Source organism: Thioclava sp. NS-SX20 (genome assembly GCF_057380695.1).
Window position 1 is genome coordinate 1,687,382 of record NZ_CM170816.1, and the last position, 19,576, is coordinate 1,706,957.

Below are 19,576 nucleotides of genomic sequence, written 5' to 3' on the forward strand. Positions count from 1 at the left end.
CCTCAGGTCCAATGCATCTGGTCGCCGCCGCCCAGAACGGCCCGCGCGGCAACAAGTTCGTCGGGGCGATAGCCCAGATCCTGCGCACAGTCGATCACCCATGCGTCCTGCGTCAGGATAAAATCCAGCAGCGCCGTCTGGAAACCGGTCTCGCGCGCGATGGAACGGATCTGGCTGGCCTCGGCGCCGCTGACGTTGAGAAAGGCCTCCAGCAGGTTTTCCCGACCGGCCAGCCAGCCCAATGCACCAAGCGCGATCTCTTCGGCAGTTTCTTGCCGCATTTGAATTTCCTTTCCGACAAGTCGAAACATTTTATTAACCTAATACCAAGCAATATGCACAAGTGAATTAACGCCGAGGGAGAACAAGGCGTCATGGCAGGCAAGATCCTGATTGCAGACCAGATCGCGACCAATCGCATCATGCTCAAGGCAAAGCTTGCCGGAGCACGCTACGATGTCGTCTTGGCCAGTAACGGGCAGATGGCACTGAACCTTGCCATCCGCGAGCGCCCCGAGCTGATCCTGATCGATCAGGCGCAACCGGATATGAGCGGGGTGGAGCTTGTGCACCATCTGAAAACCGACCCGCTGACCAGCGAGATTCCCGTGATTTTCCTGCATCAGCCGGAAGATATCGCCAACCGTCTGGCCGCATTGCGGGCGGGGGCCGATGTCTGCCTGCCCAAACCCTATGACGAGGTGCTGCTGCTGGCGCGTCTGCGCAGCCTGCTGCGGACCCGTTCCACCGATGCCGAAATGCGCCTGCGCGAAAGCACCTTCCGCGATCTGGGCTTTGCCGAAGGGCCGGCCACCTTCGCCGCACCAGCACGGATCGGGCTGATCGCCCCGACCCGCGTGCAGGCCGCCGCATGGAAACAGGCCTTGGCGCGGCATCTCCCCGCCAATTACCTGACCATTCTCGAACGCTCCGAGGCGCTGAGCGTGGCCACCGAAGCCCAAAGCGCTTTCGACGCGCTTATTCTGGCTGCGGATCTGTCGCGCCGCGACGAGGGGTTGCGCCTGATGGCCGAGCTGCGTGCCCGTGCCGGATCGAAAGCGGCGGTGATCTGCATTGCCGCCGAGGCCGAGGCCCGCGAAACGGCGGTGATGGCTCTGGATCTGGGGGCCGATGATGTGCTGCCCGCCGATATGACCGCCCGCGAAACCACCGAGGATATCGCCTTACGCCTGCGCCGCCATCTGGCCCGCAAACGCCGCCTTGACCAAAGCCGGAAGAACCTGACCGAAGGGCTGCGCCTTGCCACGATCGACCCGCTGACGGGGCTGTATAACCGCCGTTATGCCATGCCGCAGCTGGAGCGGATCGCCGATCATGCCCGCCGCACCGGCAAGGATTTTGCCGTGATGCTGCTGGATCTGGACCGTTTCAAGGACATCAACGACACCTATGGCCATGCCGTCGGAGACAGCGTGCTGACCGAGGTTGCCCATCGTCTGAGCACCGTGCTGGACGGCAATGACCTCCTTGCCCGCATCGGCGGCGAGGAGTTCCTGATCGCTCTGCCCGACTGCCCGCCCGAAGAGGCGCGACTGGCGGCGGACCTGCTTTGTCGGGTGATCAACGAACGCCCCTTCCACCGCGCCAATGGGCCGGATCTGAACGTGACGATCTCGATCGGGCTGGTGCTGGGCGACGAGCGCCTCCGGTCCATCGATCATCTGTTCGAGGCGGCAGATCACGCGATGCTGCTGTCCAAACATAACGGGCGCAATCAGGTGCAGGTCTTTCCCTGCCCCTCGGCCGCCTGAACGCCCCCGCCCCCGCCTCTGCCCCCAAGGCCCGAAGCCCCCGCAACAGCGATAGGAACAACAAAACGCCCCGCCGGTTTTTCCAGCGGGGCGTTCGAACAGCGCGTCCTGCAACCGCTCACGCGGCAGGCTAATGCTGCGGTGGCGGGCCACCCCCTTCTTCTTCATGGGTGCGAATCCGCTCGACAAAGGTCTTGCGGTCCTCGGGGGTGAGTGTCCCGAGCCACTTCACCATAATATCCTCGCCGGTCTGGATACGGGACACGATATGCATCCGGTGCGCATTCAGCGCATCGCGCACGGCGACCTCATCATAGGGGGTCTGCTCGATCGCCGTCAGAATCCTGTCCAGCCAGACATCCATAGCACCGGGATAATTGTTGAACTCGAACCCTTCGGCCTTGGCCATCCGGGTCAGGGTCTGGCGGTCCGCATCGGTCAACCCACGGTCAAAAGGCCCCAGCCCGACCTGCGGCGGCTGGGGGCCGCGATTGGCGGGACCGAAGGCACCGCCAATAATAACGCCTGCGACCAAGAGATTGAGCGTGACGGAAATCATAAGTGCCCAGCGGGTCTTACGATCCCCTTTGCGCCTTGTCTCGTTCATTTAATAAGCTCCAGACTCGCTTGCGACCTGCGCGGCAACGGAGAACAGATCACCGGTCGGCAACAGCTCAACAGTTGTTGCCTCAGCGGTGGAAATCGTCTTCAGCCCAACATAGGACAAAGGATTGCCGCTCGACAAACCAATAATAACGCCCATGCAGGTTGCCGCCACCATGCCGCCCATCGGCAACCAGTTGCGTGCGGCATCGCGCAGCACGGATATCAGACCGAACAGACCGCCGGTCCAGGCCACATCCGCCGCCCCCGGAGCGCCGGGACGCAAGTGCTGTGCCTGCATCTGTAGACCATCCGCCAGCACGCGCGCCAGAAATTCGGGCGACGGCTCGGGCTGCTGGTCCCGCGCGGCTTGCCAGAATGGCTCAAGCTTATGTTCGTCAACCATCATCACACCCTCCTTCACGGCCTTAATCCCTGTCATAGCCAAGACTATCCTTACGTTGGCGTAACAGGGCGGCCAATGCACGTTTCCCCCGTGCTGTCAGACTTTCTACGGCCTCCACGCCGGTTTCCATCGCTTCCGCGATCTCCGGATTGGATAAACCTTCAAGATGGCGTAAAATCACCGCCTGTTTCTGGCGGATCGGCAACTGGTCCAGTGCCCATTGTAACGCCTCAGCGCGCTGATTTTCCAGCATTTGTTCATCAACAGACAAAGTTTCATCGGCGGGATCGCCCGCCTCATCCAAAGATGTGGCGCGCCGTTTGCGCAAACGGTCCGTCGCCAGATTCGAGGTCACACGATACAGCCATGTGGAAACTTTGGCTTCCCCCACACGCCATTGCGGGGCAATTTTCCACAGCCGCAACATGGCTTCCTGCGCCACATCCTCGGCTTCGGCCTCATCGCGCAGCATGCGGCAGGCCAGACGATAGCTCAATGGCGCAAGGCGCACTGTCAGCGCCTGCGCTGCAGCACGGTCGCCCTGACCATAGGCCAGAAGCAATGCCTCGTCGGATGTTTCTGCCCCCATTTCGACTGCCATTCCTTTCGCCTGTTCTCCCCCTAGCAGATACCGGAATTTCCGCAAGACAGAGCGCCAGACACATAACGTAGCCGGCCCGAAAAAACGGACCGGCCAATCACTTATGGAAGACCAAACTCAGTTTGCATTATCGGCTGCGGGAGCCTCGGGCGCATCTGCGGGCGGCATGGGCGGGCGGCCATTCGCGTCACCGCGCGGACCACGATCCCCTTTCGGGCCATGCCCGTCACCGCGCGCACCGTGATCCCCACGGCCCCCTTGGTCCCCACGGGCACCATGATCGCCTTTTGCGCCCTGATCCCCGCGCATGCCACGCTCGCCACGCGGACCACCCTTGCCGTCAAAACGGTCATGGCCCGCCGCCATCTTCTGCTTGGCCGCTGCCAGCTCGTCGGCATCAAGTTTGCCGTCGCCATTGGTATCGGCCATCATGAAGAACCGGATCTCCGGATCGGGCTTGGCGGCCAGCTCGGCTGCGCTCAGCTTGCCGTCGCCATTGCTGTCCATCATCTCGAAATAGGCCTTCACGCGCTTCTCGATGCGGGCCTGAGCATCCGCCATCTCTGCGGCAACCATCTCTTCTTCGGTGATATAGCCATCCCCGTTCGCATCAAGCTTGGCGGCTTTTTCCGCCCGCGGGGCCTGCAGTTCTTTCAGGGTTACAACACCGTCTTTATCGGTATCAAAGCGCGAGAAATCCATTGCAGCGCCAGCTTTCCCATCGCGCGGAGGCATCGGGGCCTCTGACTGCGCGGGGGCGGGCTGGGCTTGCTGAGCCGAAACGCCGCCTGCCACCATGGCGAGGCCGGTCGTGGCCAGAAGAACTGCTCCGATGGATTTCTTGATCGTCGTTTTCATCTCGAACTCCTCACCGATCCGTTCAGGACCTGTCCTATTTGCTACGTGCGCCGCCTGTCTTTCCGTTGCCAGATCGGCGCGGTATCATTGCGTTTCCAATTCCTCCGAAGGGGCGTGTGCGCCTTCGACCTGTTCTTTTTGCCGCCCGACCCTGAAGTGAGCCTGAAGCAAACTTAAGCCCCGATCACATCCGCATCACGAAAAACGGAGACCCCATGTCCGCGCCGCTCCCCCCCCAGACCCCGCCACCGATCCGCGATGCCTGCAGCCTTATTTTATGGCGCCAAACCACGCAGGGGCCCGCCGTTCTCATGGGGCAGCGCGGGGCGAAGGCCCAGTTCATGCCGAATAAATTCGTATTTCCGGGCGGCGGGCTGGACCCGCAGGACACCTCAAGCCCGCAGAATTCGGGCCTCTCGCCGCGCTGCCATAGGCGACTCGGGGCGCTGGCCGATGCGCTGATCAGTTGCGGATTGCGCGAATTGCAGGAGGAAACAGGACTAACGCTGCGTCAGGGCGCCGGATTGCACTTCATCTTCCGGGCCATCACGCCACGCCAGCGCCCCAGACGATTCGATGCGCGTTTCCTGATGGCCAATGCCCGCGACCTTGCCAATCCCGACGCCCCTCTGCCCAATGATGGGGAATTGCGCCATCTGACATGGGTTCCCCTGCACGAGGCGCGCGCGCTGGATCTGCCCTTTGTCACCGAACTGGTGCTGGCCGAGGCGGGTGCCTTGCTGGCTGCGGCCCATAGACTGCAGGATATGGCCCCCGCTGAGGGGGTCCCGTTTTTTGACAATCGCGGCCCGCGTCCTGTCTTTTCGCGGATCTGCTAGGCGGCGGCCAGCACCACCACAATCACCGAGGCCAGCACCAGCGCGATGCCCACCGCCTCGCGGCGGTGCAGCCGCTCGTGGAAAATCAGCACCGACGCGCAGAGGGTAAAGACCATCTCCACCTGCCCCAATGCCCGCACATAGGCGGCATTCTGGAGGGCGAAGGCCATGAACCAGCCCGCAGAGCCTGCCGCGCCAAGAATACCGACCCAGATCGTGCGCGACCATGCCCGCAGCACGCGCGTCAGTTCGCCGGGTTGGAACAGGCGCAGGCACAGCCCCATCCCCAATGTCTGCACCGATGTCACACAGGCCAGCGTGACAAAGGCACGCCCCATGAAGGGCAAGGGCATGAGCTCCAGCGTCGCCCCGCGATAGGCGATGGCCGACAGCCCGAACAGCCCGCCTGCCAAAATCCCGTATACCGCCGCTCTGCCCGCGATGCCCCCTTCGGGCGGGCGCGAAAGGCACAACACCCCCACCAGCCCCAGCACGATCCCGACCCAGCCCAGCACGGCAATCCGGTCCCCCAGAAAGACAAGCGACATCAGCGCGACCTGCACCACTTCGGTTTTGGTAAAGGCAATCCCCACCGCGAAATTACGCAAGGCAAACAACCGCACCAGAAGCAGCGTCGCCGAGGCCTGCGCCGCGCCACCGATCACCACATAGGCCCAGAACCCCGCCCCCATCTGGCCGAACAGATCCGCAGGACGGCCCATCTCGGGCAGCAGGATCAATGCGCCCGCAATCGCCAGCGGTGCCCCGAACACAAAGCGCGAGAACGTGGCCCCTGCGGCCGACAGACCCGACCCGGCCAGCTTCTTTTGCAGCACGAAACGCCCTGTCTGCAGGGCTGCGGCGCAAAGGGTCAGGAGAATCCACATTCTACAACGCTTTCCGTCCCGCGCGAGAAGCTCGCGCAGGATCAATGGTGACGATCCCGCAGGCGGGATCAGTTGGTAATAAGGTTCAGATAGTAGCCGTTAAAGGCCATGACTTCGCGCGCCGCCGTCAACAGGTCCGAGCGCGGCCCGACCGAGGGGCGCACCATGATCTGGCCCCAGCGGCCCGACGGGGTGCCCAATGCGACGATGCGGTAATCCTGATCGACCCATAGCACCCAGACCGGTTCGCGGCCAAAGCTGTCCGAGGTCGAGATCCGCCCGCCCGGTCCGGTTACAACCGCCGTCCCGCCAAGCATGCGCGGTGCCGTGCCATCGCTGCAATCGGTGCCCGAGAGGCGATAGCCGGTCTTGCCGGAGAGGGCCCAGTTCTGCTTGCCCCCCGCGCAGCGCGGCGTGCTGGAGGCCACCACCAGCCACTCGCCGGCAAAGCGTTCGGGGTCAAAAAGTGCCGCGGAGGAAATCCCCGATTTCGGATCACGCACCAGCTTTTCCTGCGGTGCGCGGCCACAGCTGGCCAAAGTCACAGCAGCAATCGCGGTTGCAAGGGCCAGGTTCCGGCTCAGCCAAGGCATTGGGTCACACTCATACCGTTTTCGGTGCGGATGTCGTTGCAGCCCATCAAGGGGCGCACCGGCGCACAGGTGTTCGACCGGGCAAGACATTCACCCTCGCAATCGGACGCCTTGCGACAGGACTTACCCGCATCTTTCGGCCGCGTCACGCAGATTGCACCATCCGCCCGCTGATTCCACGTGCCCCCGCGCTTTGTGCAGGACTGCTGCAACAGGCTGTCGCGCGCCTCGCCCACGGGCGGCAGGGTCTGTGCCGCCTCGGGCGTGCCGAATGGGAGGAAACCGGGCCGACAGGAGGCCACGCCCATCAGCGCGGCCCCCAGCAGGATGACCTTAAAAGGGCATCGGGTGATCATGATGCACCTTGGCGATCGCCTCTTTGACGTCAGCCGACAGCACCAGCCCCGCCGCATCGATCGACGCCCCGATCTGCGCCACCGAGCGCCCGCCAATGATCGGCAGGCAGGGGAAGGGGCGATCCAGCGTGAAGGCGATGGCCATCGTGATCGGGTCCAGCCCGTGATCGCGGGCAATCCTCACATACAGATCGGCAATCTCGAAGGCGCGCGGATTGGCCCGTCCGCCCAGATTGCCATTGGCCGCCATCCGCGACCCCGCAGGCACAGCCCCGCCCGAATACTGCCCCGACAGGATACCGGCGGCGAGCGGCGAATAGGCCAGAAGCGTGACATCCTCCTGCACGCCCAGTTCGGCCAGATCGAGATCGTAATAGCGGCACATCAGCGAATATTCGTTCTGGATCGAGGCTACGCGCGGGCCGTGCCCCGCCTCGGCCAGTTCCAGAAACTGCGCCGTGCCCCATGCGCTTTCATTGGACAGACCGAACGCACGCAGCTTGCCCTCCCTGACCAACGCCCCCAGCGTTTCGAGACACTCGACCATATTGGCGCGGATCTCCGATTTCGCGGGCTGCCGGTCGGGTGCAAAGCTCCATGTCTTGCGGAAATGGTAGCTGCCGCGATTGGGCCAGTGGAACTGGTAGAGGTCGATATAATCGCTTTGCAGGCGGCGCAGGCTGTCCTCGACACAGGCGCGGATGGCCGGTCCGGTGATCGCCGCCCCCTCGCGCGCGGCACCGCCCTCGCCGGTGATCTTGGTCGCCAGAATGACATCCTGCCGCTTGCCGGTTCGGGCCAGCCAGTTCCCGATGATCTCTTCGGTGCGGCCCACCGTGTCCTTCGACACAGGATTGACCGGATACATCTCGGCGGTGTCAATGAAATCCACGCCGCGCTCCAAAGCATAATCGAGCTGGGCATGACCGTTTTCCTCGCTGTCCTGCGAGCCCCATGTCATCGACCCGAGGCAGATCTCGCTCACCTCGATATCGGTCCGGCCAAGCTTTACTTTACGCATATACTCATTCCTCTCAGAGTGCGGGGTCAACTGCGGGTCCGACGCGCGGGATGGACATAAGCCACAAAGACGCGCCCTGTCCGGCGGGACGCGCGCATCAGTCGGGCCTATCAGTCGCCCCCATCAGTCGGGCCTATCGGGGGCGAGCCTGCCACAGCGCCCCGCCATTCAAAAGGCCCCGAGGCGGGACCTTTTGTGCGCAGATCCACATATCTTTCTGCCCCCAAGCCAAACCGGAACAGAACCGGAGACACCGCGCGGGACAGGCAGGCCACGAAGCAGGACACAAAACGGGCCACAAAACGGGGCGGCGCGCCAGCGCTCCGCCCCCCCCCCTTGCTGTCAGTCGATGCGGGCAATCAGATCGCCATAGCCTTCGGCCTCCATCTCCTCGAGCGGGACAAACCGCAGCGAGGCCGAGTTGATGCAATAGCGCAAGCCCCCCTGCTCGCGCGGGCCGTCGGGAAAGACATGGCCCAGATGGCTGTCCCCATAGGTCGAGCGGACCTCGGTGCGGATCATGCCGTGGCTGGTATCATGGATCTCGGTGATGTGGTCCGCAAGGAGCGGGCGGGTAAAGCTGGGCCAGCCGCACCCCGATTCATACTTGGACGAGGATGCGAAAAGCGGCTCGCCCGAGACCACATCCACATAGAGGCCGCGGCGCTTCTCGTGCAGATACGCGCCCGTGCCGGGGCGTTCTGTGCCCGATTGCTGGGTCACGCGGAACTGCTCGGGCGTCAGGCGTTCGATCGCGTCGCGCGACTTGGCATAGGTCTTTTCGGTGCTCATGGATATCTCCTTTGCTGGCTCTCAAGATATGGAGCGCGCGGCAAAAGCAAAGGGGCAAAACGGCCCCAAAGCCGCGAAAGCCCCAACGGCGCGAAATCCGGCGGCCCGTCTTCCCCCTTTGCTGAGGCGGGGGCTGGCAGGCGCGCGCCCTTGAAATACGCGCCTCCCATCGCGATTTATAACGGGGCCGTGCCGGTGATGCACCGCCCCCACCACCACCAGACGTTCTTCCCAGCCCTGCCCCTTCAAAGGAGCCGCCCTTGGCCGATACGCCTCTTCCGCCCGTTTCGCAGACCTCCATCCTCCCCGAAAGCGAGGCCCATCGTTACGCCCACGAGCTGTCGCGCCATCTGCGCTGGCTCGACAGTTTTACCGGCGCGGCGCTTGGCGTGCTGGCGGCTGCGTCGGGGATCTATACCTATCTGGGCGTGCGCTCGCTCTTGGATGATAGCGGGGCATGGACCACCTTTGCCGCGCTCAGCTATTCGCTGGCGGTCTCGGTGGGGATCTTCGTGTTCTGGTCCTATATGATGCGGCTTTTGCCCGCGATGCGCACGGCGGCCTCGCGGCTGGGGTTGCTGCTGAGCATGGCGCTGGGATCGCTGGCGATTGTCGCCATGTCGAGCTGGCTGAATGCCGCAGCGCTGGCGGGGGCTGCGGCGGTAGAACAGCATCTGGCCCATACCGTACAGGAGTATCAGACCGCGCTGGAACGCACCCATGCCAAGACCATTGCCGGTCAGGCGCTGGCCCGCGATGTGGCCCGCGTGCGCGACACATTCGACGGGCTGTCCCAGCAGGAAGCCACGGGCGATCTGTCGGGGCTTGCAGGGCGTGGTGCGGTCTTCCGCGTCCTGACCCAGAAATCCAACGAGCTACAGGGCCTTGAGGCACAGATTGCCGCACAGGACAAGGCGGTGGAGGAAGCCTTTGCCAGTGGCAATGCGATCCTGTCGCGGATGCGGGCGCTTTCGGTCGAGCCGGGCGCGGTCGAGGGCCGCTCGGTGCGGTTTTCCGAAGAGGCGGTGCGGCTGTCGGCGATTATTGCCGAGCTGCGCCAGTTGAATGTCGCGCCTTTGGTGATGCGGGCGGCGGCAGACCTGCGGGATTCGGTGGTGCTGCCCGACCTTGATGCCAGCACCGATGCGGGACGCAGCTCGCAAGAAAGCACGATTGCCTCGGTCATGACCCTTCTGGCCGACCGCGCCAGCACGCTGGAAAGCGCCGCTGCAGAGGTGCAGGCCCTGCCCGACCCCGCCGAAATCGAATATACCGCGCTTTCGGCCGCCGATGCGGTGATCCGCTATGCGGGCAATTTCGTCCCGTCCTGGGCGGGGGCGATCGCCATCGACCTGCTGCCTGCCGTTCTGGTCTTCATCCTGATGGTGGTGCAGTCGGCAATCCGTCAGGCGCAGGGCGCCCATGCCCCCGAAGAACATATGACCGTGGCCGAGCTGCGCGCGGCACTGGCAGCTGCGCGGGATCTGAATATCGGGCCTGACCTGACGCCGCCCCCCACGGTCTCCCCGCCCGAGATGCGGCACGGAACGTCCGCGCCTGCCGCCTCCCTCCGTCCGGTGGAGTAAGCGGCGATGCGCGACATATCCCAACCGCCCAACCAGATCCGGCGCGTCATCGTTGCGCTGATCGGCGCGCAGGTGGCCATTGGCGTGGCGCTGATGGGGATTGACCTGATCGGTAGCTGGGGCGGCAAAGACCCGCTGACCGCGCCCCTGCCCTCCGGCCCCTCGACCCGCCCCTATACGCCCGATCGCAGGCCCGGCACCGCTCCGGGCGTGCCCGCCCCACAAGGCCCGATGCCCGAGCGGCTGGAGCTTGGCGGCGAAGGGGCGGATCTGACCCTGACCGGCCAGATCGCCGCCGGCGATGCGGCCCGCATCACCGAGGAACTGCGCCGCCGCGCCGAAACGGGGCAGACCATCCGCATGGTCAGTCTGGATTCGACCGGCGGTTCGGTCTCGGATGCGCTGGAGATCGGCGAGGTTCTGCGCGACAGCGGCATTGCGACCTCGGTCAAGGACGGGGCGATCTGCCTGTCCGCCTGCCCCTATCTCTTTGCCGGAGGCCGCACGCGGCAGGTTGCGCCCAATGGCAAGCTTGGCGTGCATCAGCACAGCTTCGGCACCAGCGCCATCCTACCCGCATTCATGGCGGTGGAATCTGTGCAGCGCGGGCAAGCGGCGGTGATGGCCTATCTGATCAGGATGGGCATCGACCCTGCGGTGATGGAGCCTGCCATGCGAACCGCCCCCGACCGGATCTATCTGCTCTCGAAAGCCGAGTTGCAGCAGTATGGCTTCCTTGCGCCCCCCTGATCCGCCGCCCCTAATCCGCCAGACATCCCTGCCGGATGACCTGCCGCACCCAATCCAGCTTTTCAGAGACCTTCGGGGTGAGGATGAAGGGATAGAAGCTGGGATGGCCCAGACTGTCATTCAGCGCGTTTAGCGCCAGTGACAGCGCGATCCAGGCCGAGACCAGATCCTCCATCGCGATCCCCAGCAACCAGAACAGGATATCGCGCGGGGCCTCGGGCGCGGCCAGTTCGTGCCCTGCAGGCATCAGCCCGTAACACAGCGCGGTTTCCAGCCCGTCGAGGATATGCAGCAGGTTTGCCCAGCTTTCGGCGAAATCCTCATAGGGATGGGCGGTGGCATATTCGGATACGAAGGCCTGCTCCCACCCTGCGGGCGCGGGCTGCGCGTAATGGCGCTCCAGCGCCTGCCCGTAATCTTCGCGCTCATCACCGAACAACGCACGGCACGCCGCCAGACGGTCGGGAAAGGGCTTCACCAGCACCTCCCAGAACGCATGCCCCGATTCGTGGCGCAAATGCCCGATCAGGGTGCGATAGGGCTCGCCCATTTCCGCACGGGTCGCGGCGCGATACTCATCATCGGCCTCGGCGATATTGAGCGTGATATCGCCATCGGCATGCCCCATCACCACCGCTTCACCCGCATCCGGCGCTTTGAACAGAAAACGCGGGCGCGGCCCCGCGCTGTCGGTCAGGGGCAGATCCAGCAGGACAGCCATCCGCATCAGATTGCGCTTGGCCGCTTCGAACTCGGCCCAGCGCTGCAGATTGCCCTCCACTGAAAGATCGGGGATCACCGTCGTATGCCGACAGGACAGGCACAGCCCTCCCTGCGCCCCCTCCTGCGCATCGGCCACCCAGTTACAGCCGATACGCGCACGGTTTTCACAAGCCGGCAGGCCTTCCGCCCGCAAATCCAGAAAGCCGCGTCCGGGCTCGAACACGAGTTCCGTCCCGCAGGACAGACAGGTGTCATTACCGAAATAGACTTCGGCGCGACAGGACGGGCAGTGATAACGCATCATGGGCAGACCCTCCGCAACCGCCCGAAACCTACGCGAAACCTGTGCGGGCGGGCCTGTGATATTCTCCCCACAAATGGCGCAAGCCAGCGCCAAGACAACCTTGGCCGCGCGAGAACTTTATTTCTGCACCGAGGGAACCTTCACGGCTATGACAGGTTAGCCCGATTGGTATGCATGAACCGAAATCTTCAGCCGATAGGCCACGAACAACGAGGGAAAAATCTTTGAGTTATGTCTTTTGACATAGTTGGGATGCGGCACCTGTGCCAAGGGGGACGAGGCGCATGATTTGTGCCCTCTCATTCTTTATAAGTTTCGCTATACCCGCGCGTAACAAGTTCACTCTTACTGCGAAAGCATGTTGCCATTGACCCATTCCCCCGCCGCGCCAGAGACGGCCAGTTCCGGTGCACAAACCCTGCGCGATGCCCTGCGGCAGCGTCTGACACCTGCCCATGATGCCTTGGACCGCGCGTTCTCGGCACTCGATCTCGGGATCGATGCCGATTATGCGGTCTTCCTGCGCGCGCATCGTCAGGCTCTGGGCCGGATGCAGGGCGCAACCGATACGGATCATGCAACGGAGCAAATGGCAGGCTCGGCGCTGATCCGCAGGCTGCTGGCGGCGCTGGAGGCCGATCTCGCGCCTTTCACGGGTCATGCCCTTTGTGGCGACGCGCCTCAAAGCCAGAACACGGCCCCGCTGCGCCTGCATCCGCTGGCTCGAGACTATGTGCTGTTCGGGTCGCGGCTGGGCACACAGGTGCTGGCCCGCCGCCGTCGCGAGGCCCTTGTACAACAGGGCCGCGACGCGGTGCCAAGCCAGTATCTGGAGCATGTTTTCGACCCCCGTCTTTGGCAAAACTACGTTCATCAAACATCTCAAATTTCGGTAGAAAATCCTCAAACCGAGAGTATTATCGCAGATGCCGAACAGTGCTTCGAATGGTTCGCCCTTGCCCTGTCTCAGCATCTCTCGTCCCCTGCTGCACCGATGCATCCCCATCGGGCAGAGAAAGCACCTTTATGACCCAGATGCCGGACTATTCCGCCTTGACCCAAACGGATCTTACAAATTGCGACCGCGAACCGATCCACCAGCTCGGGCGCGTCCAAAGCTGGGCCTGCCTGATTGCGCTGAGCCATGACTGGATCGTGCAGCATCATTCGGCCAATGCCGCGCGCATGCTGGGCCTTGCTGCCGAAGACCTGCTGGGGCTGCCGCTGGCCGATCTGCTGCCGGTGCAGACCAAGCAACTGATCCGTGCCCATCTGACGCGGCTCAGCCTCGACCAGCAAACGGTGCGTCTTTTCGGCTTGGAAATCGGGCGGCGCGGTGTGCTTTTTGACGTAGCGGCCCATGCCTATAAACATGGGTTCATTCTGGAATTCGAAATCAAGAAAAGCCACAACCATGCCAGTGATCTGGCCGTGGTGCAGCCGCTGATCCAGAAGCTGTCGACGATGCGCGATGTGCCGCAGATGGCGAGTTCTGCCGCCGAAAGCCTGCGTCGCCTGACGGGGTTTGCGCGGGTGATGGTCTACCAGTTCTCGCCCGATGGCTCCGGCAAGGTGATCGCCGAGGCGCTTGCCCCCGGCATGAGTGGCTATCTAGGGCTGCGCTTTCCGGGGTCCGACATCCCCAAACAGGCGCGCGCCCTTTATAAACGCTCGCTTCTGCGGCTGATCGGCAATGTCGATGATGCGGGCTCCGAGATCTTACCGGCGCAAAACCCGATGGGGGAGCCACTGGACCTGTCGCTTTCCGTATCGCGCTCGGTTTCGCCGATCCATCTGGAATATCTGCGCAATATGGGCGTTCAGGCCTCGATGTCGGTGTCCATCCTCAATCAGGGGGAATTGTGGGGGCTGATTGCCTGCCACCATCCCGAACCGCTGATCATGGATTACGAAAAGCGCACCTCGGTCGAACTTTTCGGCCAGCTTTTCGCCTACGAGCTGGCCCGCGCCGAGACGATGATCGAAAATGAATCGGCCCTGCGCGCGCAAGAGACCCATAACCGGATCATGGCGCTGGTTTCGGCCACCAGCGAGTGGGCCGAGAATTTCAGCGATATCGCCCGCCAGATCGAGGATCTGATCCAGTTCGACGGGATCGCGCTTTACAGTGACGGCAAGCTGCTGACACAGGGCACCACCCCGACCGAAGAACAGTTCTACCGCCTTGCACGCTATCTCAACACCGCTTCGGGATCGCGGGTCTATGCGACCGACCATCTGTCCAAAGGCTTTCCCGAGGCCGCGACCTATCAGGAAGACTGCGCCGGCCTGCTGGCGCTGCCGATCTCGCGCCGTCCGCGCGACTATCTGGTGCTGTTCCGCCGCGAGATCGCGAAATCGGTGACATGGGCGGGCAACCCCGAGAAACCGGTCGAGCATGGTCCCAATGGCGACCGCCTGAGCCCGCGCAAATCTTTCGAGGCGTGGCGCGAGGAGGTGCATGGCCACTGTGCGCCTTGGGCGGCGGGCGAGTTGCGGGCCGCCGAGGCCCTGCGCGGCACCTTGCTGGAAGTGGTGCTCAAGCTGACCGATCAGGCCGAGAAAGAGCGCAAACAGGCGCAGGAACGGCAGGCATTGCTGATTTCCGAGCTGAACCACCGTGTGCGCAATATCCTCAATCTCATCCGCTCGATCATGAAACAGTCCAGCAGCGGCGCCGAGACCTTGAGCGAATTCACCGTGGCACTGGACGGGCGCATCAACGCGCTGGCGCGCGCCCATGACCAGCTGACCCGCGACCAGTTCGCGCCGATCCCGCTGGCCGAGCTGATCGAGGTCGAGGCCAATGCCTTCGGGCTGGGCAACAAGAGCCGTCTGGATTTCAGGGGCCAGAATATCGTCATCACGGCAGAGGCGTTCACGCCCTTGGCGCTGGTCTTCCACGAACTGGTGACCAATTCGGTGAAATACGGGGCCCTGCATGCGCCCAGCGGACGGGTCGAGATCGGCATTACCGAAGAGCCCGATGGCACATGGACGATCGACTGGCACGAGCGGGGCGGACCCGTGGTGCGTGCACCGACGCGCCGCGGCTTCGGCTCGACCGTGATCGAGAAGACCATCCCGCATGAGCTGAAAGGCGCCGCCGAGGTGCGTTACAACTCGGCCGGCGTCGAGGCGCGCTTCTCATTACCGGCCAATATTGTTATCACTCATCGCCCGTTTGATGGAAATCCAGAGATCAATATGCAAGACGAAACCTCTCCTGCCAGTGGCGAACCTTGGGTTGGTGGTCCGGCTCTTGTGCTGGAAGATACGATGATCGTTGCGCTGGATCTGGCAGGGATGCTGGAGGACATGGGCGCGGACGAGGTGCGCACGGCGGCCTCCGTAGCCGAGGCGCTGTCGATCCTGAAGGACGGGTTCGTGCCGAAGCTTGCCGTGCTGGATGTCAATCTGGGCGAGGAAACCTCGTTGCCGGTGGCCGAACATCTCGCCGCGCAGGGGGTCCCTATCGTGCTGGCTTCCGGCTATGATGCGAACGAAGCCGGTATTGACGCCTATCCCGAGGCCGAGCTGATGCGCAAACCCTATACCACAGGGGATCTGTCGGATGTGCTGACCAAGATGGGCTTTTTGCGGAACTGACCCTGCCCTTGCCTCCGCCCCTCCCGTGCATGTAACGGCGGGGCGGTGACAGAACCCTGCGGCGCCCTATTGCGCGGGCGCCGGACCACCCTATCTGCTAGGCATGACAGCCCAGATCCCCCCTCCGCCAGAACCGGCCCTGCCCCCCAAGCTGCAACGCTGGTTTACAGATCAGGGCTGGGTGCCCCATCCTCACCAGTTGGAAATGTTGCGCCAGCCGGGCGACACGCTGCTGATCGCGCCCACGGGCGGTGGCAAGACGCTTGCGGGCTTTCTGCCCAGCCTTGCCGATCTGCTAAAGGGCACCGAAGGCGGGCTTCATACGCTTTATGTCTCCCCGCTCAAGGCGCTGAGTGCCGATATCGCGCGGGCGCTGACCGCCCCTGTGACCGGATTGGGGTTGCAGATTCGCATCGAGGACCGCACCGGCGACACCAAGGCCACCACCCGCAGGCGGCAGCGCGTGGACCCGCCCGACATCCTGTTGACCACACCGGAATCGCTGGCGCTGCTGCTGTCCTATCCCGAAGCCCCCAAAATTTTCGCCGGTGTGAAACGGGTGATCCTCGACGAGATCCACGCCTTGGCCGAAAGCCGCCGTGGGGACCAGCTTATGCTGGGGCTGGCGCGGCTGCGCGTCCTTTCGCCCGCGCTGACTGTCACCGGCTTGTCGGCCACGGTGGAAGACCCCGAGGGGCTGGCCCGCTTTATGGGCGGAGCGCATATCCTGCAGGCCGATCCCGGACCGCCCCCCGATATTGCCATGCTGGCCACCACCGATCCGCCACCGTGGTCGGGCGGCGGCGGGCGCTATGCGGTGCGCGATGTGATGGCCGCCATTCGCGAGGCCCGCCTGACGCTGGTATTTCTGAACACCCGCGCGCAGGCCGAGCTGTTCTTTCAGGCGCTCTGGGAGGTCAATGATACCAACGAGCCGATCGGGCTGCATCACGGCTCGCTGGCGCGTGAGGCCCGCCAGAAGGTCGAGGCGGCGATGGTGGCGGGCCGCCTGCGCGCCGTGGTCTGCACCGGCTCGCTGGATCTGGGGCTGGATTGGGGCGATGTCGATCTGGTCATTCAGGTGGGTGCGCCCAAGAATGTCAAACGTCTGGTGCAACGGATCGGGCGGGCCAATCACCGCTATGACACACCCTCGCGCGCGCGTATCGTCGCCGCCAACCGCTTTGAGGAGATCGAATGTGCCGCAGCCCTCGAGGCCGTGCGCGCGCATGATCTGGATGGCGACCCACGCGGCCCCGGCCCTCTGGATGTGCTGTGCCAGCATATCCTGCTGACCGCCTGCGCAGGCCCGTTTTCGGCAGAGGCGCTTTATACCGAAATCCAGCGGGCGGGCCCCTATACCGGTCTCTCGCAAGAGGATTTCGACGCCTGTCTGGACTACTGCGCCACGGGCGGTTACGCGCTGCGGGCCTATGACCGCTGGCAGCGCCTGATGCAGCGGCAGGGGGTGTGGCAGCTGCGCGACCCCCGTGCGGCGCGGGATCTGCGGATGAATATCGGCACCATCGTCGATAGCGAGACCCTGAAGGTGCGGATGAAAGCGCGGCGGGGCGGCGCGCCTTTAGGCGAGGTCGAGGAAGCCTTTGCCGCCACCCTCTCGCCCGGAGATACCTTCCTGATTGGCGGTCAGGTGGTGCGCTATGAGGGGCTGCATGATCTGGTGGTCGAGGTCAGCCCCGCCCGCGGGCGCGAGCCGAAGATCGCGGTCTATTCCGGCACCAAGCTGGCCACCTCGACCCAGCTTTCCCACCGCGTCGAGGCGCTGATCGCGGACCCTGCCCGCTGGCAGGCCCTGCCCCCCCATTGTCGCGACTGGCTGGACCGGCAGGGCCGCCTTTCCGGCCTGCCGCAGCCGCGCGTCCTGCTGGTCGAGACCTTCCCCCGCAAGGACCGCCACTATACCTGCATCTACGGCTTTGCGGGGCGCAATGCCCATCAGACGCTGGGCCTTCTGGTCACCAAACGGATGGAGGATCTGGGTCTGGGGCCTTTGGGCTTTACCGCCACCGATTATGCGGTTCTGATCTGGTCGGTCGATCCGGTGCACCATCCCGCCAGCCTGCTGGAACCTGCGGGACTGCGCATGGGCTTTGCCGACTGGCTGGGGCAAAATGCGGTGATGAAGCGCGCCTTCCGCACGGTGGCCACCATTGCGGGCCTGATCCAGCGCACCCTGCCCGGCGGACGGCGCTCTGGCAAACAGGCGGTTTTCAGCTCGGATATCCTGTATGACACCCTGCGTCGGCACGACCCGCAGCATCTCATGTTAAGGATGACCCAAGACGAAGCGCAGCGGGGGCTTGTGGATTTTGGCCGGATCGAGGACATGTTGCAGGCCCATGAGCGGATCGCCTATCACCCGCTGGCGCATGTGTCCCCCCTGGCCGCGCCACTTCTGCTGGAGGCCGGACGGGTTGCGATCCGTGGCGGTTCGGGCGAAATGCGTCTGATGGAACAGGAAGCCGAACGGTTGATGAAAGAGGCAGGTCTGACATGACGGACGGGATGTCGAGCATACTCCCCGATTTCGACGAGAAGCTGGTCACGGCGCCCGTGCGCTTTGCGGGCCATAGTTTCATGGTGCTGTCCACAGGGGCGCTTTACTGGCCCGAACGGCGCACCCTGATTTTGGGGGATCTGCATTTCGGCAAGGCCGAGCGCGTGGCGCGGCGGGGCGGCGCGCTGCTGCCCCCTTTCGGGGATCTCGACACTCTGGCCCGCCTTGATGCCACGCTGTTTTTCACCAAGCCCGCCTGCGTGGTCTCGCTGGGGGATGCGTTTGACGATGATGAGGCGGGGCGGTCTCTGGCGCGTTCGGTCAAGGCGCGGCTGGCGGCGATTGCCAAGGTCTCTGACTGGATCTGGATCACCGGCAACCATGATCCGGGCCAGCATGACCTGCCCGGAGATATCATGCCCGAGCTGCGCTTCGGCAACCTGACCTTCCGGCACAAGGCCGGACGGGGGCCGGATATCTCGGGGCATTTCCACCCCAAGACCCGTATCGCGGGGCGTGCCGCCCGTGCACTTCTGGTGGGCGAAACCCACATGGTCCTGCCCGCTTTCGGCACCTTTACCGGCGGGTTGGAGATGGACCACCCCGAACTGGCCCGCCTGACCGGCGGCGGCATTGCCTATGCGATGGGGCGCAAGATCCTGCGGGTACCGATCCCGGCGCTGCCTGCGGATACCGAACCTGCGGATGAGGTGCCTGCGGCGGCGGCGGCCGACACCACCGCCCATCTGCCCGATCCCGACCCCGCGCCAGATGCCGAGCGGACAGAAGGCCAGCCCTAACGCGCGCCCCTTTGGCGCGTTCTATCTACAGGCCCTACTCCGGCATGAAGGCCAGATCGGTCACGCCCGAATTGACACCTGCCATCGACAACATGGCATGGATCTGGCCACGGTGATGGGTCTGATGGTTGAAGATATGCGCCAGCACCTGCGCATGCGGTCTGACCATATCGCGCCCCAAGGCACCGGAATACCATGACAGCGTGCCAGAGAACCACGTCTCGTCCAGCCCCTCGACCCAGTCGAAAATCTGCTGGTCAAGTGCCTGACGGTCGCTCTGGAAGAGGTCCCAATCATGGATCAGACCGGTGCTTTCGGAAGGCCCAGCCCCAAGGGCGCCCCCACCCCGAAGCGCGCCAGCCATGTCTGGTCGGCCCAATAGAGATGCGAGAATGTCGCCTCGATCGATTTGAAGAAAGTGCCGAAATCGCGCTGTCTTTCGCGCATGGGCAACTGGTTGGCCGCCGAAATCATCGCGTTGTTCTGCCAGCTGTTATAGCGCGCCATACGCAGGGCACTGGTTTTCTCGGACATTGCATTCCCCCCTTTGCTACCGGA

The 19,576-nt window shown here is 63.8% G+C and carries 21 protein-coding genes; 8 read left to right on the forward strand and 13 right to left on the reverse strand.

What is annotated here, in order from left to right; all coding sequences use genetic code 11:
• Nucleotides 1–2: 2 nt before the first annotated feature.
• Nucleotides 3–281 carry a DUF3572 domain-containing protein gene (locus AC2ISB_RS08195; protein WP_339107745.1) on the reverse strand — a complete coding sequence of 93 codons (279 nt, stop codon included), beginning with the start codon at nucleotides 279–281 and terminating at the stop codon, nucleotides 3–5.
• Between the two features lie 93 nt (nucleotides 282–374).
• Here AC2ISB_RS08195 and AC2ISB_RS08200 point away from each other — a divergent pair, with 93 nt between their 5' ends.
• On the forward strand, nucleotides 375–1,772 hold the full coding sequence (locus AC2ISB_RS08200; protein ID WP_339107746.1) for a diguanylate cyclase domain-containing protein: 1,398 nt from the start codon (nucleotides 375–377) through the stop codon (nucleotides 1,770–1,772).
• Nucleotides 1,773–1,902: 130 nt separating this feature from the next.
• On the opposite strand, the gene AC2ISB_RS08205 is transcribed toward AC2ISB_RS08200, so the two are convergent.
• The 4 genes from AC2ISB_RS08205 to AC2ISB_RS08220 all read right to left on the reverse strand — a co-directional run bounded on the left by AC2ISB_RS08205 (nucleotide 1,903) and on the right by AC2ISB_RS08220 (nucleotide 4,240).
• Nucleotides 1,903–2,379, reverse strand: coding sequence for a periplasmic heavy metal sensor (locus AC2ISB_RS08205; protein ID WP_486574682.1), 477 nt, complete (start codon nucleotides 2,377–2,379; stop codon nucleotides 1,903–1,905).
• On the reverse strand, nucleotides 2,380–2,784 hold the full coding sequence (locus AC2ISB_RS08210) for a hypothetical protein (protein ID WP_486574683.1): 405 nt from the start codon (nucleotides 2,782–2,784) through the stop codon (nucleotides 2,380–2,382). It abuts the gene before it with no gap.
• A gap of 19 nt (nucleotides 2,785–2,803) precedes the next feature.
• Nucleotides 2,804–3,382, reverse strand: coding sequence for an RNA polymerase sigma factor (locus AC2ISB_RS08215; protein WP_339107749.1), 579 nt, complete (start codon nucleotides 3,380–3,382; stop codon nucleotides 2,804–2,806).
• Nucleotides 3,383–3,499: 117 nt separating this feature from the next.
• Nucleotides 3,500–4,240, reverse strand: coding sequence for an EF-hand domain-containing protein (locus AC2ISB_RS08220; protein ID WP_339107750.1), 741 nt, complete (start codon nucleotides 4,238–4,240; stop codon nucleotides 3,500–3,502).
• Nucleotides 4,241–4,455: 215 nt separating this feature from the next.
• Between AC2ISB_RS08220 and AC2ISB_RS08225 the strand changes: the two genes are divergently transcribed.
• The gene (locus tag AC2ISB_RS08225; protein WP_486574684.1) at nucleotides 4,456–5,079 is read left to right on the forward strand and encodes an NUDIX hydrolase; all 624 of its coding nucleotides are present in this window, start codon (nucleotides 4,456–4,458) and stop codon (nucleotides 5,077–5,079) included.
• Here the strand turns inward: AC2ISB_RS08225 and AC2ISB_RS08230 are convergent.
• The 5 genes from AC2ISB_RS08230 to msrB all read right to left on the reverse strand — a co-directional run bounded on the left by AC2ISB_RS08230 (nucleotide 5,076) and on the right by msrB (nucleotide 8,728).
• Nucleotides 5,076–5,966 carry a DMT family transporter gene (locus tag AC2ISB_RS08230; RefSeq protein WP_486574685.1) on the reverse strand — a complete coding sequence of 297 codons (891 nt, stop codon included), beginning with the start codon at nucleotides 5,964–5,966 and terminating at the stop codon, nucleotides 5,076–5,078. The two genes, AC2ISB_RS08225 and AC2ISB_RS08230, sit on opposite strands and share 4 nt — an antisense overlap.
• Before the next feature lie 68 nt (nucleotides 5,967–6,034).
• Nucleotides 6,035–6,559, reverse strand: coding sequence for a lipocalin/fatty acid-binding family protein (locus tag AC2ISB_RS08235; RefSeq protein ID WP_339107753.1), 525 nt, complete (start codon nucleotides 6,557–6,559; stop codon nucleotides 6,035–6,037).
• Nucleotides 6,547–6,915: a hypothetical protein gene (locus tag AC2ISB_RS08240; RefSeq protein ID WP_486574686.1), complete on the reverse strand. Its 369-nt coding sequence runs from the start codon at nucleotides 6,913–6,915 to the stop codon at nucleotides 6,547–6,549. The genes AC2ISB_RS08235 and AC2ISB_RS08240 overlap by 13 nt, the downstream gene beginning before the upstream one ends.
• Complete coding sequence (locus tag AC2ISB_RS08245) at nucleotides 6,893–7,936, reverse strand: aldo/keto reductase (protein WP_406721030.1); 1,044 nt, start codon at nucleotides 7,934–7,936, stop codon at nucleotides 6,893–6,895. The genes AC2ISB_RS08240 and AC2ISB_RS08245 overlap by 23 nt, the downstream gene beginning before the upstream one ends.
• Before the next feature lie 342 nt (nucleotides 7,937–8,278).
• Nucleotides 8,279–8,728, reverse strand: a complete 450-nt coding sequence (msrB, locus tag AC2ISB_RS08250; RefSeq protein ID WP_339107756.1) for a peptide-methionine (R)-S-oxide reductase MsrB — start codon at nucleotides 8,726–8,728, stop codon at nucleotides 8,279–8,281.
• A 260-nt stretch (nucleotides 8,729–8,988) separates the two neighbouring features.
• Between msrB and AC2ISB_RS08255 the strand changes: the two genes are divergently transcribed.
• Nucleotides 8,989–10,314, forward strand: coding sequence for a hypothetical protein (locus AC2ISB_RS08255; RefSeq protein ID WP_486574687.1), 1,326 nt, complete (start codon nucleotides 8,989–8,991; stop codon nucleotides 10,312–10,314).
• Nucleotides 10,315–10,320: 6 nt separating this feature from the next.
• Nucleotides 10,321–11,064: a COG3904 family protein gene (locus AC2ISB_RS08260; protein ID WP_339107757.1), complete on the forward strand. Its 744-nt coding sequence runs from the start codon at nucleotides 10,321–10,323 to the stop codon at nucleotides 11,062–11,064.
• Between the two features lie 10 nt (nucleotides 11,065–11,074).
• Here the strand turns inward: AC2ISB_RS08260 and AC2ISB_RS08265 are convergent, their stop codons facing one another.
• A complete protein-coding gene (locus AC2ISB_RS08265; protein WP_406736267.1) occupies nucleotides 11,075–12,091 on the reverse strand; it encodes a zinc-binding metallopeptidase family protein in 1,017 nt (338 codons plus the stop codon).
• 367 nt (nucleotides 12,092–12,458) lie between these two features.
• Here AC2ISB_RS08265 and AC2ISB_RS08270 point away from each other — a divergent pair, with 367 nt between their 5' ends.
• From AC2ISB_RS08270 to pdeM, 4 genes are all read left to right on the forward strand, one after another.
• Nucleotides 12,459–13,121 (forward strand): heme oxygenase-like domain-containing protein, encoded by a 663-nt coding sequence (locus AC2ISB_RS08270; RefSeq protein WP_486574688.1) that lies wholly within the window; start codon nucleotides 12,459–12,461, stop codon nucleotides 13,119–13,121.
• Entirely contained in the window at nucleotides 13,118–15,700 is a 2,583-nt protein-coding gene (locus AC2ISB_RS08275) for an HWE histidine kinase domain-containing protein (RefSeq protein WP_486574689.1), read from the forward strand. The genes AC2ISB_RS08270 and AC2ISB_RS08275 overlap by 4 nt, the downstream gene beginning before the upstream one ends.
• A 103-nt stretch (nucleotides 15,701–15,803) precedes the next feature.
• The gene (locus AC2ISB_RS08280; RefSeq protein WP_486574690.1) at nucleotides 15,804–18,218 is read left to right on the forward strand and encodes a ligase-associated DNA damage response DEXH box helicase; all 2,415 of its coding nucleotides are present in this window, start codon (nucleotides 15,804–15,806) and stop codon (nucleotides 18,216–18,218) included.
• Between the two features lie 8 nt (nucleotides 18,219–18,226).
• Nucleotides 18,227–19,018 (forward strand): ligase-associated DNA damage response endonuclease PdeM, encoded by a 792-nt coding sequence (gene pdeM, locus AC2ISB_RS08285; RefSeq protein ID WP_406721038.1) that lies wholly within the window; start codon nucleotides 18,227–18,229, stop codon nucleotides 19,016–19,018.
• 34 nt (nucleotides 19,019–19,052) lie between these two features.
• Here pdeM and AC2ISB_RS08290 read toward each other — a convergent pair whose 3' ends face one another.
• Together AC2ISB_RS08290 and AC2ISB_RS08295 are read right to left on the reverse strand one after the other, a co-directional pair.
• On the reverse strand, nucleotides 19,053–19,382 hold the full coding sequence (locus AC2ISB_RS08290; RefSeq protein WP_486574691.1) for a DinB family protein: 330 nt from the start codon (nucleotides 19,380–19,382) through the stop codon (nucleotides 19,053–19,055).
• Complete coding sequence (locus AC2ISB_RS08295; RefSeq protein ID WP_486574692.1) at nucleotides 19,319–19,552, reverse strand: DinB family protein; 234 nt, start codon at nucleotides 19,550–19,552, stop codon at nucleotides 19,319–19,321. Before AC2ISB_RS08295 ends, AC2ISB_RS08290 begins: the two co-directional genes overlap by 64 nt.
• Between the last annotated feature and the right edge of the window lie 24 nt (nucleotides 19,553–19,576).

Bases quoted from the DNA above. Each gene is read 5' to 3' on its own strand.
- AC2ISB_RS08195 (WP_339107745.1), bottom strand. From the start codon at position 281: ATGCGGCAAGAAACTGCCGAAGAGATCGCGCTTGGTGCATTGGGCTGG.
- AC2ISB_RS08200 (WP_339107746.1), top strand. From the start codon at position 375: ATGGCAGGCAAGATCCTGATTGCAGACCAGATCGCGACCAATCGCATC.
- AC2ISB_RS08205 (WP_486574682.1), bottom strand. From the start codon at position 2,379: ATGAACGAGACAAGGCGCAAAGGGGATCGTAAGACCCGCTGGGCACTT.
- AC2ISB_RS08210 (WP_486574683.1), bottom strand. From the start codon at position 2,784: ATGATGGTTGACGAACATAAGCTTGAGCCATTCTGGCAAGCCGCGCGG.
- AC2ISB_RS08215 (WP_339107749.1), bottom strand. From the start codon at position 3,382: ATGGCAGTCGAAATGGGGGCAGAAACATCCGACGAGGCATTGCTTCTG.
- AC2ISB_RS08220 (WP_339107750.1), bottom strand. From the start codon at position 4,240: ATGAAAACGACGATCAAGAAATCCATCGGAGCAGTTCTTCTGGCCACG.
- AC2ISB_RS08225 (WP_486574684.1), top strand. From the start codon at position 4,456: ATGTCCGCGCCGCTCCCCCCCCAGACCCCGCCACCGATCCGCGATGCC.
- AC2ISB_RS08230 (WP_486574685.1), bottom strand. From the start codon at position 5,966: ATGTGGATTCTCCTGACCCTTTGCGCCGCAGCCCTGCAGACAGGGCGT.
- AC2ISB_RS08235 (WP_339107753.1), bottom strand. From the start codon at position 6,559: ATGCCTTGGCTGAGCCGGAACCTGGCCCTTGCAACCGCGATTGCTGCT.
- AC2ISB_RS08240 (WP_486574686.1), bottom strand. From the start codon at position 6,915: ATGATCACCCGATGCCCTTTTAAGGTCATCCTGCTGGGGGCCGCGCTG.
- AC2ISB_RS08245 (WP_406721030.1), bottom strand. From the start codon at position 7,936: ATGCGTAAAGTAAAGCTTGGCCGGACCGATATCGAGGTGAGCGAGATC.
- msrB (WP_339107756.1), bottom strand. From the start codon at position 8,728: ATGAGCACCGAAAAGACCTATGCCAAGTCGCGCGACGCGATCGAACGC.
- AC2ISB_RS08260 (WP_339107757.1), top strand. From the start codon at position 10,321: ATGCGCGACATATCCCAACCGCCCAACCAGATCCGGCGCGTCATCGTT.
- AC2ISB_RS08265 (WP_406736267.1), bottom strand. From the start codon at position 12,091: ATGATGCGTTATCACTGCCCGTCCTGTCGCGCCGAAGTCTATTTCGGT.
- AC2ISB_RS08275 (WP_486574689.1), top strand. From the start codon at position 13,118: ATGACCCAGATGCCGGACTATTCCGCCTTGACCCAAACGGATCTTACA.
- AC2ISB_RS08280 (WP_486574690.1), top strand. From the start codon at position 15,804: ATGACAGCCCAGATCCCCCCTCCGCCAGAACCGGCCCTGCCCCCCAAG.
- pdeM (WP_406721038.1), top strand. From the start codon at position 18,227: ATGTCGAGCATACTCCCCGATTTCGACGAGAAGCTGGTCACGGCGCCC.
- AC2ISB_RS08290 (WP_486574691.1), bottom strand. From the start codon at position 19,382: ATGGCTGGCGCGCTTCGGGGTGGGGGCGCCCTTGGGGCTGGGCCTTCC.
- AC2ISB_RS08295 (WP_486574692.1), bottom strand. From the start codon at position 19,552: ATGTCCGAGAAAACCAGTGCCCTGCGTATGGCGCGCTATAACAGCTGG.